We start from the raw sequence: 13,970 nt of genomic DNA, 5'->3' as shown, positions 1-13,970 counted from the left end.
AATAATTATGAGTATTTTTAAAACAAGCGGGTTAAGCCGCAAGACGATAAATAAACTGCTAGCGTTTATAGGAATACTTATGTTTGGCGTTAATGTGCATGCTGTTCAAGCCTCCGAAGCGGAACTTGCTGAGACGCTAGCGGGGATTAATGCGGGGCTTTCGAATGTTGAGCTGGAGCTTTTTGAGTGGCCTAGTGACTTACATAATCAACTTGGAAAAATAGATAAATTTGCTTTTGTGACGCGGCCTAGACAAAGTTCGGGGAAGCTGCCGTTGATTATTTCTTTGCATGGTGGAGGAGAGAGTTTTCAAAACTTGAATTTGGAAACGCAGCTTGGGATGGATGTGCCGCGGGGCTGGAATTTGGCGGAGCTTGTGGATAAGGAAGTCATGTTTCTTGATCCTAGCATTCACGAAGGCTGGGAGCCGGACACCCTTGATAAGATGCTTGATTATGTGTTGGAAAATTTTTCTGATATTGATAAGCATCGTGTGTATGTGATGGGCTACAGCAGAGGCGGGGGCGGTACTTATGATTGGATCCGTCAATCGGGGGATCGTTTTGCGGCGGCGGCTCCTACGGGCTTTAGTTCGTATAGAGAAACCCACGATTTGACGATGCTTGAGAATTTACCGATTTGGACGGCGGTAGGCAGCGCTGATAATGACAGTGCCCAGCGTGCGACAAAAGTGAAAGCTTTTGCGGACCATTTGGAGGCATTGGGGAATGAGAATGTAGATTATAGGTCCTATTCAGGGGCGGGTCATAATGCGGGGGGCCAAGAAGTGTATAGTGCCGTGGAGTTGGTGGATTTTATGCTAGAGTTTACTCTTTCACACCAACCGGAAGACTGGGTTACAGCAGATCAGATAGACTGGTTTTGGCAGGAAGGCGGAGAGCCTACCTTCCCCAACGAAGCATATGGTCCTGAGGTTTTAGTAGATCCCGACAAATTGCCTTCGGGTGTCTCAAACGTAGGTGATAATCAGTTATTTGATGTTTGGGTTCCAGATGGCGTTGGCCCCTTCCCTGTATATGTTTATGCTCATGGTGGAGGTTTTACCGGCGGGAGTAAAAGGAGAATGGTTCTTTCGGGACCGCTACTTCAAAATGATAATGTGGTTTATGTTGATACAAACTATCGCTTACACGGTGGAACCTCTGAAGGCATAACTGACGCGATAAATGATGTGGTTGCCCTGCTAGAGTTCCTTAAAACAAATAAAGAAAAGTACAAAATTAACCCTGATCAGATATTTTTAGGGGGCGGCTCTGCTGGCGGCATAATAATGAATGATATTACGTATAAGCAAAAAGTAGCTGGTATCAAGGGGTTATGGCAGTGGAATTTATACCGAAACGAAGGCCAGAGCGTGAACCTGCAAGATCAGGAACTTCTTGCAAACGTTGCTATACCTGTTGTCCATGGCCATCCCGATCTTTACCCAAACGACAACTCCCATAGTGCCCTGGACGCTTTTGATCATGCTAGCGCTAATTGGCAGGCCGGAAGCCGAGGGACATTTTTTAAAGCAATAAAAGAACATCCATCAGCAATTGGTTACGAAGACCCGTATGATCAAATTGAGCAAGTATGGATAGATGGCCACTGGGAATTAGATTCAAGAGATGGTACTGATACTGGCGTAAGAATGCCGAACTTGGCAGAATGGATCTACAAAGTAGTCGAAAGCAACAATGAGGGAGAGATACCTGATGCAGGTCAAATAAACTTTGGCTCAATCGACTATCTGGTGTCAGAAAATGAAGATTCAGTACTCATCACTGTCACTCGAACTGATGGTGAATATGGTGAGCTAAAGGTTGACTATTCATTACAGGACGGAACTGCAACAGCAACATCAGATTATGAATATCAAGCAGGCACTTTAACTTTTACTGATGGTGAGATATCAAAACAAATCATCATTAATATTGTTGATGATTCAACTTATGAAGGCGATGAAACCTTTAACATTAGCTTATCGAATCTAGTGGGTGATGCGACACTTGGAAATCCATCCACAGCAACTGTCACCATCATTGATATTGACGCGGTACCGCCAGCAGGTATTTTACAGTTTAGCGGTGAAAGTTATTCCGTTAATGAAAGTGCTGGCAGTGTAACCATCACGGTTCAACGAATCGATGGTGATTATGGGGATGTAAGTGTGGATTATGCCGTGGCCAATGGCAGCGGGATCAACGGCAATGATTACTCAGTGACTGATGGCACCCTTTATTTCAGTAACGGCGAAATGAGTCAAACCATTAACATCGATATCACTGATGATACCTTAGATGAAAATACTGAAACTTTTAGTGTGATTTTATCTAATCCAATAAGTGCCACATTAGGCAACAATCAAACGGCAAATGTTTCCATTATTGATAATGATGTTCCAGCGAGTAATGACGATGACTCGAATTCATCCAGTGGTGGCTCGTTCGATTATTGGTTAATGATAGCTATGCTCTTGATTGTTCGTCGTCGCATGTTAGGTGTCTGAATAATCCGGAGATCGGGTGTAGTACCAAGTGAATTAATTCTCCGATCATTTTCGCTGGCTAAAATGAATAACTACTGCGTTATAAAATTTATAGGTAGAACAACTACCTATAAAATTTCAAGCTTGGTATTTATGCATTTTTTTTCACCGAAAAATAGGTCACATACTTAATTCAATTGGTATAAAAGGCTTAGAGGCACAGGTTCATAGTTCCAGACTAAACCTAAGCACTTACATCCATGTAGACGAGGCATTGATTGAAGACGACTCCATGGATGGTGGAGTTACGATGATACGGATATCGGAGGTAGAGTGCTGTCAGGAACAAACGCCGAGAGCGACTCAGGAGACAAAGCCGAGAATGGTTATTCACGACAACTGCGTCGCCGATATTTGCTCCTGCATTATTATACTTACGTGCGTCCTAGCACTAATTCGTTGTTCTAATGAGCCACATCCCTATGGCAACCTTGTCAAAATCAATAAAGACAGTGTGCTCCTGTACTGTCACCTACCCTACATCCATGTAGGGAAACGCAATATATAAGCCTTTACTTTTTATTAGGTACTCGGCCTTAGGGGCTTTAAGTTGGCCGATTAATTAATCCGTTTGGTATAAAAACGATGAACAGATAGTATTATTAAGAACATTATTACAAATACTCCCATAGAACCTCCGCTTGAGCTATCACTAGAACTATTATCAGAACATTCACCTGCATTACAGCTTGCATCAACACTTTTTACGTTAATCGTCATCGATGCATCACTTGACGCACCATATAAATCAGTGGCTCTAACAATGAAACTATTTTCGCCTGTATCTGATGTTTGTGCAGAGCCAGATAAGCTACCGTCACTAGCTACAGATAACCAGTCGGGGCCTGAAACCTTACTGAAAGCAATAACATTGCTGGTATCACTTGCTTGATCCCCGATATTGCCACTGTATGTCTGGGTTGCTGTGGCGTCTGCTGCAACAAAAGACGCCGAATTCCAAACCGGTGGGGGGTTGGCTAGCACGTTAATAGTCATCGATGCATCACTTGCCGCACCATCTAAACCAGAGGCCCTGACAATGAAACTATTTGCGCCGGTGTCCAACTCTGCCGGAGAACCAAACAAGCTACCGTCACTATTTACAGATAACCAGTCGGGGCCTGAAACTTTACTGAAAGTATTATCATCTCTTTCATCGCTTGCTTGATCTGAGATATTGCCACTGTATGTCTCGGTTGCTGTGGCGTCTGTTGCAACAAAAGACGCCGCAATCCAAAACGATGAGGGGGTGGCTAGTACGTTAATCGTCATCAAAACATCACTTGACCCACTATTAAAATCAGAGGCTCTAATCGTAAAGACATTTGAGCCGATGTCTGATGTTGCCGGCATACCACTTAATATACCGTTACCACTAACCACTAACCAAGCAGGGCCAGAAACTTTACTATAAGTGATAACATCGTCTTCATTATCACTTACTTCACTTCCAATATCGCCACTGTATGTCACATTTTCTGACCCGTCTGCTACAGAAAAAGAGGTCGAGTTCCAAACAGGAGGTGTATTGTCTATCCCTTCATATTGAATAATAAGTTTAGGTGAAACACTGCCTTCTTTACTGAGATATTTCAATCCATTCACTTGACTTGTGGTACTCAAACCAAACGAATAAGTGCCATCGCCGTTAATGGCGCTGAGCACGTTAAAATCAACAGGTGAATCTGCAAGGATTGATGAAACCGTGTCTAACTCTTGTCCCCATACTAATGTATCGTTATCCGAGTTTAAGCTTGATTCATCCCAACTACCTGTTACCAAATAGACTGAAGTATCCGGAATATCTGTGCTATTAGCGGTTAGTCTCAAGGTCGCTGAATTTACCGTGCGAGTGCCTATACCCGACACGTCAAATTTCAAATAAGCTAGGTATCCAGCACCTTGGATGCGCATTGTGCCATCAGATCCGTAGTTAGCTGTGCCATTACTGCCATTAACAAATGTATCGTGTACTGGTGCCAGCATTAGCCCATTGGCTAGCGTACCTGACGTAGAAAATGTCCAGACATCTCCTGTAATAATACTGCTGTCAGCTAAAATAGTATCGACGCGCCAATAATAAGTTTCTTCAAAGTTTAGGGTGAAATCTTGCCCGGCAACAAGGATATTTTTATCTGGGTTGCTTCGTGTTGCAATCAAACTCAAACTACCAATGTCAGTGCCAAAATACACTTTCACCTCATCTGCTTCATAACCCGGTAAATACATCAAATCACGAGTTAACGGCTGATTTACAGCACCATCGCCAGGAATAGGTGTTGATGCTTGCGGTGCTTGATAACCAGCAATCCAATATTCATCACTACCGTACTCGTAAGCCCCTATATCCGGCGCTGCGCCTAAATAACCATCGGTGATGCCAGGAATAATCAAGCCGGCATCTATCATTGGACTACCCGCTTTTGGTCGAAAATCGAGATTTTCGGGGTCAACCAGCATATTTTCTACCAAGCCAGACTCGAGGTAGCCGTTCCAATTGTGGTTGTGGGTACCCGGAATCGGGTACTCATCCACATGTCCTGTACGTTCACCGGCAATACTATCGGCCAGATTATTCTGAGTGATGCTGTTGTCATTACCTCCATAATTGATATTGGAGACAACAATAATATCGTTTTTGAACAAGCCTATTTCTATGGGCTGACTGATATTTTTACCAATGTCCCTGACACTATTAAAGGCGGTATTATTGTAAGTGGATTGGCGATCCCCTTTCACCTGGAAACCACCGCGCATGCCCATAGAGACTGAGTGACGATTGACCCCATCAAAATTAGCGGGTTGACCATCCCAACGAGCACCATACATAGGGGTTCTTAAAAACCAGTTATGCTTACGAATCGTTTGCTGGGTGGAATCACCGGCTACTTGTAAACCCGAGCCGTCATCAACCTGCAAAAGTCCCCAGTGATTTAACCGGTTGTAACTTTGATCGCGCAAACTTGCATCAAAGCCCGCGCCCGTTGATTTAAATGGGCTACGCATGCCACTATACCTGACGGTATTTCTAACGTATTTAGGTGCAAATTCTATCAGCGCGTTATTGCCAAACCCCCACATAGAAATATACTGAAATAAATTGTTAATAAATTGCCCTTCTAAGGCAACATTTGTTCCTAGCACTATACCCATTTCTGAGTGTTCAAAGATATTGTTTTGAAAAAGGAAGTGGTCGCCTGAGGTAAGTACACTACCGTAATCGTCCATAGCATATTCACTTCTATCGGCATATAGGCCTAAGATACGTTTCGTTGCATCCGGATAGGAAAAGTGGCTATCTTGTATGCTTAGGTTGTCACCACTTAGTTGGAAAGTGCCCGCAAAGAAATTAAGGCCTTTTATCGTTACATGTTTGCCAGCACCAACGAGGTGATGCGTTTTTACTCGTCCATGAACATTTAGGCTGGAAGGGTTTTGATTATTTTCAGGCCATAAATAAAGGGTTTTGCTCTCTGGTAGGTAATACCATTCACCAGCCTTATCTAGGGCTTCTAAATGCTCAATAATGAAATATTTATGTTGAACGGCGTGACCTTTCTTTTTGCCTGGCCCGGTATATCCGGCGTGAGTTAAAATATTGGTGTTGGCAGCGTGCGTCTCAATAAGTCGTTCTTGGTTGCCATCGCCGCCTTGTCTGAGAAAAGAATATATTAAGGTGCCACCAGCAAAACTTTTTCCGGTAGCAGCAAGGTCAAAATGGGGGTCATCATTAGTACCTGGGTTGTTTTCTGTCTGATTATAACCCAAACCTATTTCACCAAGATCGCCTATGGTACCTGGAGCATCGGCATTAGCCCATGTACTCGGCTTATGCCACCAGCTGCCTTCAACGGCAAGATAGCCACTTGCTTCTCCTTGCTCATAGCCATCTTGTTGCCACTCTATAGGGTCGGTTGGATGGGTATTAGCATTGGGCCAACGGGCAGGGATTTGTATTTTTTTATCAACAAAGAGTTGCCAAGTATCTTCTGTTAGTGTGGTTTTATAAATGTTGGATGTGCCAGGAAACTCTGTTGTTGCTAGTGTCCAAGTACCTCCGCCAAGCTCAGTGATTGTTTTAGTGCCATCAAATTGTACTTGTTCATCTTGATAAGCGCTAATGGTAATAGGCGCTTGTGCGGTGCCGGTTAGCCCGCTAATATCGATGGTTTGTGTGTAGGTACCACCACGCAGATAAATATTATCTCCTGCTGTAGCAAGCTCGGTGGCTTTCGATATGCTAAGAAATGGTGATTCAATGGTGCCAGAATTGGTATCGAGTCCATCGCTGGCGACAAAATAATCGGCTGCCTGTAGCCCCATATGTGTTGTTAGACAGGCAATACTAAATATAATACTAAGATTCTTCATAACGTCTTCTATTTATTAAATTATTATTAAAACATCAAAAAAAACAGTGTCAGAAAACAACACATAAATCCAAAAACCAAGCTATAGCGAGTAAACATCTTGTTTATTAACATTGTGGACCGCTCCAGACAGCCACCTATAGATTTGTTTCAGGCACGATGGAAATGGTGCTGTACTTTCTAGCAAACTGCTCAGCCTCGGCCATGGTTTTAATAACAGGTAAACCATTGGGCATCCAATCACTGCCCGGATACCAGTATTCGCCATTAATATCATATGCACCTCGATAGCTGCTAAGTTGTAATACTCCTGCCTCTGCTAGTGCTTTGCTTTGCTTAACACCACCATTAATATTTGCATTCGCTTTAGGCATTAAATTCAGGTTATTTAAATCGCTGTTAACAAATATACTGTTATCAAAACCAGTGATATTACCCTGCATGGCGCCTCTATCGACAATAGGGATTAACCAGCTCTTCGCACGTTCAGGGTGAAGCAAGCCTTTTCGCCCTTGTGCCAATTGCTTGATCCTTTCTCGTGGTCCAATTCGATCGACGAATTGTGCGAAGAGGTTGTTCAACACATTCCAGTCTTCAATCGGTGGAAAATCAAGCTCCTGACTGCCTTTAATATTGGAGTGATCCATCACATTTCGGATAATTTCATTAGGTTCAAGATTGTGGATTGCGGTATTATTATAAATACTGAAATTTTCATAACCCTCTACGCTCATACCTCTTTTAGAAGACCAGAACACATTGTGGTGTAACGCCAAATCTTTACCGGCCAAATCTAATCGATAGGCGTACATAACATTGTGCATCCAGTTATGGTGAACTTGCGCATTGCCTTGCGATCTAGAAGGCATATAAAAGCCAGAAACATCGGTATTATATTTGCCGCCATTAAAAATATGGTTATAGGATACTTCCGAGTAAGGTGCTTTCTCTTTACCTAGGTCATACCAAGATTTTAGGTATATTGAGTCAGAGCCGTTATTAAAAAAGGTATTACGAGTGATATTGTAGTACCCAGTATTTTCGATAAGTAATGCCCTACTTTCAAAATTAGCATGGCGGTTGTTTTCCATAAAAACCGAATTTTTCACCGTTAGATCGCTGCCTCTTAACTTCAATGCTGAATTTTGTGCGCCAGCAAATAGGCAGCGATCAAAGTTTATATTTGTACCGGCAAAATAAAGCGGCTTATCGGCACCTTTTTTAACATGCATTCGATCTTTAAATAACAACTCAGCACCAATATATTTAAACTGACTGTTCCTAAAGGTTATATTGCGATTATTTTCTGATGGCAATTGAATAGAAGTAGCTAAAAAATCTATCCCTTCAATCGTCAAATCAGAAATGGTTTGCTGCTCTGAAAAAGTGTAATCGGTGGTCTTATAAAACAGTTTAGACAGATCAGGTGCTTGTCCATCAGCAGTTTTAGGAGGATAAAAATACAAAGTATTGTCTTTAACAAACCATTCACCGGGCGCATCTAGCAAGTCTAACGAGCCAGCAAGAAAAAATAACGTTCTGTTCGGATGAATGATGTGATCTTTATTGTTAAACTTTTTATGTTTTAGCGCTTCCACTGAGCCCTTGCGCCCATCTTCGCCGGTGAATTTGCTACTATAAAATTTCTTATCATCCCAAAGTAACGCATCATCTTTAATCGATTTAATCGCGCGACTATAGCTACTATTACCTTTAGCATAACGAATAAAAATTTGTGCATTAGTTAAATTTTTATTTGCAAATTGCGCTAATTCATCAGATTTAACCACACCTGGGCCAGTGCCATCTTTGACTGTTGCCCATTTTTTCTCATGAATTCTGTTTTCTTGCCAACTGGCATTAGGCCATCTTGCCCAAGTCATCGGCATACCTTGATAGAACAGTTGCTTGAGCTCGTCCTTAATTTGAGGGTTAATCTCAGTCTTGTATATGTTCCCCTTATAAAGCTCAAACTGAGCATTGAGCGGTTCAATGCCACTAAAAACAACTTTTCTCGGATTTTTCGCCTTGATGGTAATGCCCGACTTAAGCTTGAGCGTGCCAGTATAAATACCATCAAGCACAACTAAGTTATCGCCAGCTTCCATCTTATTAATACCTTGTTGCACAGATTGTAGCGCCTGCAACTCAGAAGTACCGCTGTTACTATTATCACCCAATGGTGAGACATAATAGGTTTGCGCAAACACTTGTCCATTAGGTATTAGTGTACAAATTGCTATTAAACAACACTGAGACACTAGCTGTCTGATGCTAAAATATGGTTTCATTATTTTCGTTTCGTATTTCATAAGTTTTTTTTATTTAAGTAAAGTTACAAGCATTATTTTTCCAGCCCTGTAACAGCTAGTTAATGCAATAATTCATTAATCAAACTCACTTATTAACTCTGCTTCAGTATAAGGGCCTTTGCGGTCTTTGGTTTGCGCGTCGACTTTATAAACTTCAGTAATAGTAAGTAAGCTGCCTTTATTGCCCCAACTATTGCGTAAGTAAGCCATTAAGGCGGTCATTTCTGCAAGTGAAACACCAAAGCTATCCTTAATGCCTGGCATAGCAATACCGGGATCATACAATTTTCCTTTAACATGAACTGGCCCTGTCAGGCCGTTTAACAGTAGAGCCGCAAGCCGCTCAGGCGAACCGGTAACCCATTCACTTTCTGCGAGTGGTGGGCCAGCAAAAGCAATACCTTCACCATTTGTGCCATGACAACCATTACAAGCACCTTTAGATTTATAAATTTTCATACCACGTTTATAAATATCAAGGTCTGTCCCTGTTAAGTGGGTTTTCATTGCTTTTACTTTCTTAGGCTTTTTCGCAAATAAGGTCTTCATTTTTTCTTGAGTTTTAATATCAGTTAAACTTGCGATAAATGCTTGCTCTTTTCCTTCTAAGCCGCTTAAAGCAATAGCATTGGTCATCGGCTGTTTTTGCCATTTTGCCGCTAAACTAGCTAAAAGTGGTAACGAGTCTTGCGTTTGATATAAAGGTAAAGCAGCAATAAGTTCAGCGGCAATCTCATAAGAATGACTTTCTAATAAGCCGTTACGCTTGATAGCTGTAAGCAGTGTTTGCTGAGCTTGTGAGCTAAGCATTTCACCGTGGCGGATCGCATGCACTTTTACTTTATTTGATGGGTCTTTAATAAGTTGAGCTAAGAGATTAACCGAAATGGCATCAAGGCCTTCTAAGGACCATAAAGCGCCGAGTTGCATATAATCTTTATCGGCGCTTAACGCGAGTTGCTCTAAAGCAGTAATAATGCTTTTATCTTGGCGTTCAATCAATAATCGTCTTGCGGTATCACGATAGAAACCGTTTTCATCATTAAGGGTTTCAACTAGCGCTTTTGATGAAAGTTCGCTGAGATCACGTATCGGGGTTAAGCTTGATCCTTGTTGACGTACTCGATAGATACGCCCCATATGAACCCCTTCATCTAATTTTTTATTTAGAATATATTCCGACAGATAGCGGGTTAAATAGGTTCTGTCTTGGATTATGCCCCGATACATATCGACAATAAACAGACTACCGTCTGGCGCTGTGTGAGTATTAACCGGTCTAAAGCGTTCATCTTGAGAAGTTAACAGTTCAGTTTTATGATAAAAAGGCTTACCCGTTACTTGACCATCACTATCGCTTAGACGAATGGCGCTAACCAGATGTCCGGCAGGCTCAGGAAATATCGCTTGTCCATATAATGCCTGTAAGGCTGTACCTCTAAATATCACCGGCCCACTAGCAGCATCAGCCGTCATCATAGTGTTATTTTCATCAAGCTTTCCAGTATAGTAAGCGCGGTTAATACCTGGAGTTTCTCGACTTGGGTATACCTCACGACCAGAAACATTACTTTGAATTTTCTCTTTTATGATGAAGTTTTTATTTCTCGCGGCGATATTTGGGCGGTAGTTATCCGTCATCATCGGGAATGAGTTTCGGTTGTAAAATAAGCGGCCATAGTCATCGGTACTAATGCCCCATTGACCACGATAATCGGTTTTACTTAAGGCAATTTTCCAATATTTGTTACGATAAAGTTCTTTAGCGTGAATAGGAAGTTCTTGTGATAGCGGATATACCCGATAGCGCTTATCACTTTCAGCGTTATATAACCAGTTATCAGGCCCAAGCACTAAGCCATTGGTTTTATGTTCAACGTTACCACCTTGGGCAAAAGTTGGGTCAACCATCACCACCTTGCCAGCTTTATCATTTACATTCGGCGCGAAATATAACGACTCATTATCAGCAAACAATATGCCGCCTTTAACATGGGCAATAGTGCGTGGTAAAACGATGTTATTAAGAAATACGGTACGCTTATCGGCAATGTTATCGCCATCAGTATCTTCAACAATAACGATATTGCCCTCGGGATTTGTTTGCCCAGTACCAGCCACATCCAGCATAAAATTGGTCATTTCGGCAACCCAGGCACGACCTTTTGCATCAAAGCTGATTAAGACAGGATCTTGTACCAGAGGCTCTGCCGCAAAAGTTTCAATGGTTAAACCTTTTTGAATATTAAAGGATTTTAGCGCATCTGCCGGTGATAGAGGATCCGATGTTGGGCCGTTGATCCAATCAGCATAACCAGCGCCATGAACATGCTCTCCATCAGAGTTTTCGTCTTCATGATGTTGACAAGCGCCAAGCAAAAAAATACATAAAAGAAGTGAAAACCATTTAACTTTAGTCATTAATATAAGATCCTTGGGATAATGTTATCGTTGCCGCTATCGAGGTTACCTCTCCCTTCTCCAGCGGCAAGTGCTCGCGTCCTGGCCATACGCAATTTTGCATGCTTTTATTGTTGCGCAAAATCCATTTGTTAACTGGCTTATCTTGAGCTGCACAGCTTACTTTTAAGTTAGGAAGTCCACTATCGGCACTATATTGGAAGGTTAACGATGCGCCGGCTTCAAGGTGATCTTTAGTCGCTTTTATGCTCTTGCCATCACTTTCAAAACTAAGATCTCGGGTATTAATCAGACGTGCTGAAAAACCGCCGTATCCTTTGCTATTTTGAACACCCGCAATAGATACGCCATCGACTAAAGCAGTTAAATCAACAGTAAAACTAATGTTCTGCTCACCGTTATTGCTATCTGACACCTTAATACGCATATACTCAGCGATGATTGCTTCTTTGGTTTTGCCTGTTAACCAATTTACTTTAATCTCTAAAGTATTTGATTTAGGCTCGAAAACAACTGATTTAATTTGCCAAGTGATATCCTTTAATTTCCAACCATCAGCAACTTTTTTATCATGAGCAAAAATCTCACTCCACCCCCAATATAATCCACGGTGATGCAGATGGTCACTAGGGGCATCCAAAGTGAGCTCAGTAACACCATCGGGTGCCATTAACGGATGAATATAATGATTACGCCCTGCCTCTTTCAGTGGTCCGGTACTGCCGTCGGTACGATAAAAGAAAATTTTACGATTATCTTCTAAAATCCACACGCCATCCGTTTGTTTTTCCATGTGAATAGCGGAAAATACTGTCGGACAAACAAGTACTAAAACTAATATCATTATCTTGCTTAGCTTGAGCTGTTTGTTTAGCTGAATCAATTTCTTTAGCATGTTGAATTTCTCAAATCACTTTACATTTATTTTAAATACGTGCGAGCTGCTGCCATATCCTTGGTTAGCATTGATACCTGTGGCGACATACATATAAGTAGGTTGACCATTCTCAATTAATAACTGAGGTCTTTCTAATTGGCCTTTATCGCTACCACGATAAACGTTAGCACCCGCCAATGCCTCTTTGCCGGTATAGCTTACTAAAGATTCAAAAGATCTTTGGGTATCTTCTGCTGAAAATGAAAAACCATCTTGTGATGTCCAAAGCAAGCCACCTTCTTTATCACCTAAAGTGCCAACAATATCGCGACTGATGATATGCATGCTGCCATTATAAGAAAATGCATAGGCATCTTCTAATTCCATTTCTTTTGAGGTTAAACGCTCAGGATGAATGGTATAAGGCCCCTCTATTGATTTTGCCGTTGCTACGCCATAACCAAACTCTCGGTTTTTAAAATCATTAAGATCTTTTTTCGGATCAGGGATAGCCGATTTAAAATAAAGGACATATTCGCCGTTATGTTTTACTAACGTCGGATTCGCCACGCCTCTAACTGAGGTATGGTTCCAAATTTTACTATCTGAAGGTTTACGCAAAATAGTGCCATCTGCCTCGGCACCTTTTGCTGGTCGCCACTGATCATTAAGATCATCAGAGACATACATAATAATGCGCTGTTTACCACGGTCGTCGTTTTCGTTAACGATAAAGGTCAATACATATTGGTCATCTATAAACTGAATAGTTGGATTATGAGGCGCGTTAAAATTATCGTTTTGATCGGTAACAGCCATACGAACAAATTCAAAAGGCCCTGCTGGTGTATCGCCAACATAATGAGCTATTTCTGACGTGCTAAAATAACCGCGAAAACTCATGGTCTTCTTTTTTGGCTGCGGCCACTCGGCAACATAAAGATGTACCCTGCCATCTCTGCCCAATACCGGCGAAGTGCCCCAGACATGTGTATCTTTTTTCTGAACAGCAAGACCGACATACTCATACGCTAGCTGTAATGGCTTAGATTCAGGTTTCAGTTCAGCCTTTACTTTTTCTGACATGGCATTGTCTGACTCAACACAGCCGCTTGTACCTACGATTGCTGCACTGATGATAGCAAAATTTAAAAGTTTACCTAGTTGCATAAGACTCTTCTTTATTTTTTATTCTTCGTTGAAGTTATTGTGTGAAAGGTTAACAAATCACACTAAGTAACCAAATAGTTATTTATTAAATACTATCCCATTATTCACCTGCAAGCAAGTAACTCAATCAAGAAATAAATGGCTAATGGAAGCAGGAGAAAATCAGTGAGTAAATTGACAATCGAGAGTAGCACTAAACTATAACTGCTCTGCGTCTGCGACTAACCTTTCGGTAAATTTAAATTTCATCTGCAACCAATTCTCCACTG

6 protein-coding genes are annotated in these 13,970 nt (G+C 41.7%); 1 reads left to right on the top strand and 5 read right to left on the bottom strand.

Annotated elements, in window-relative coordinates:
- Positions 1 to 7 precede the first annotated feature (7 nt).
- Positions 8 to 2,512 carry a Calx-beta domain-containing protein gene (locus RGQ13_RS02110; RefSeq protein ID WP_348391905.1) on the top strand — a complete coding sequence of 835 codons (2,505 nt, stop codon included), beginning with the start codon at positions 8 to 10 and terminating at the stop codon, positions 2,510 to 2,512.
- A 597-nt stretch (positions 2,513 to 3,109) separates the two neighbouring features.
- Here the strand turns inward: RGQ13_RS02110 and RGQ13_RS02105 are convergent.
- The 5 genes from RGQ13_RS02105 to RGQ13_RS02085 form a co-directional block, all read right to left on the bottom strand.
- On the bottom strand, positions 3,110 to 6,922 hold the full coding sequence (locus RGQ13_RS02105; protein WP_348391904.1) for a CBM96 family carbohydrate-binding protein: 3,813 nt from the start codon (positions 6,920 to 6,922) through the stop codon (positions 3,110 to 3,112).
- A 136-nt stretch (positions 6,923 to 7,058) separates the two neighbouring features.
- On the bottom strand, positions 7,059 to 9,212 hold the full coding sequence (locus RGQ13_RS02100) for a right-handed parallel beta-helix repeat-containing protein (RefSeq protein WP_348391903.1): 2,154 nt from the start codon (positions 9,210 to 9,212) through the stop codon (positions 7,059 to 7,061).
- A 96-nt stretch (positions 9,213 to 9,308) separates the two neighbouring features.
- Positions 9,309 to 11,654, bottom strand: a complete 2,346-nt coding sequence (locus RGQ13_RS02095; RefSeq protein ID WP_348391902.1) for a PVC-type heme-binding CxxCH protein — start codon at positions 11,652 to 11,654, stop codon at positions 9,309 to 9,311.
- Positions 11,647 to 12,498 carry a DUF6807 family protein gene (locus RGQ13_RS02090; protein WP_348391901.1) on the bottom strand — a complete coding sequence of 284 codons (852 nt, stop codon included), beginning with the start codon at positions 12,496 to 12,498 and terminating at the stop codon, positions 11,647 to 11,649. The genes RGQ13_RS02095 and RGQ13_RS02090 overlap by 8 nt, the downstream gene beginning before the upstream one ends.
- A 66-nt stretch (positions 12,499 to 12,564) precedes the next feature.
- Positions 12,565 to 13,701 (bottom strand): glycoside hydrolase family protein, encoded by a 1,137-nt coding sequence (locus RGQ13_RS02085; protein ID WP_348391900.1) that lies wholly within the window; start codon positions 13,699 to 13,701, stop codon positions 12,565 to 12,567.
- Positions 13,702 to 13,970 lie beyond the last annotated feature (269 nt).

The sequence above is a fragment of the Thalassotalea psychrophila genome, assembly GCF_031583595.1.
GTDB lineage: Bacteria > Pseudomonadota > Gammaproteobacteria > Enterobacterales > Alteromonadaceae > Thalassotalea_A > Thalassotalea_A psychrophila.
Note: the sequence above shows the minus strand (reverse complement) of the source record. Positions and strands in the feature narration are given on the sequence as shown.

Excerpts from the sequence above, each read along its gene's own strand:
- RGQ13_RS02110 (WP_348391905.1), top strand. The coding sequence starts at position 8 with ATGAGTATTTTTAAAACAAGCGGGTTAAGCCGCAAGACGATAAATAAA.
- RGQ13_RS02105 (WP_348391904.1), bottom strand. The coding sequence starts at position 6,922 with ATGAAGAATCTTAGTATTATATTTAGTATTGCCTGTCTAACAACACAT.
- RGQ13_RS02100 (WP_348391903.1), bottom strand. The coding sequence starts at position 9,212 with ATGAAACCATATTTTAGCATCAGACAGCTAGTGTCTCAGTGTTGTTTA.
- RGQ13_RS02095 (WP_348391902.1), bottom strand. The coding sequence starts at position 11,654 with ATGACTAAAGTTAAATGGTTTTCACTTCTTTTATGTATTTTTTTGCTT.
- RGQ13_RS02090 (WP_348391901.1), bottom strand. The coding sequence starts at position 12,498 with ATGATATTAGTTTTAGTACTTGTTTGTCCGACAGTATTTTCCGCTATT.
- RGQ13_RS02085 (WP_348391900.1), bottom strand. The coding sequence starts at position 13,701 with ATGCAACTAGGTAAACTTTTAAATTTTGCTATCATCAGTGCAGCAATC.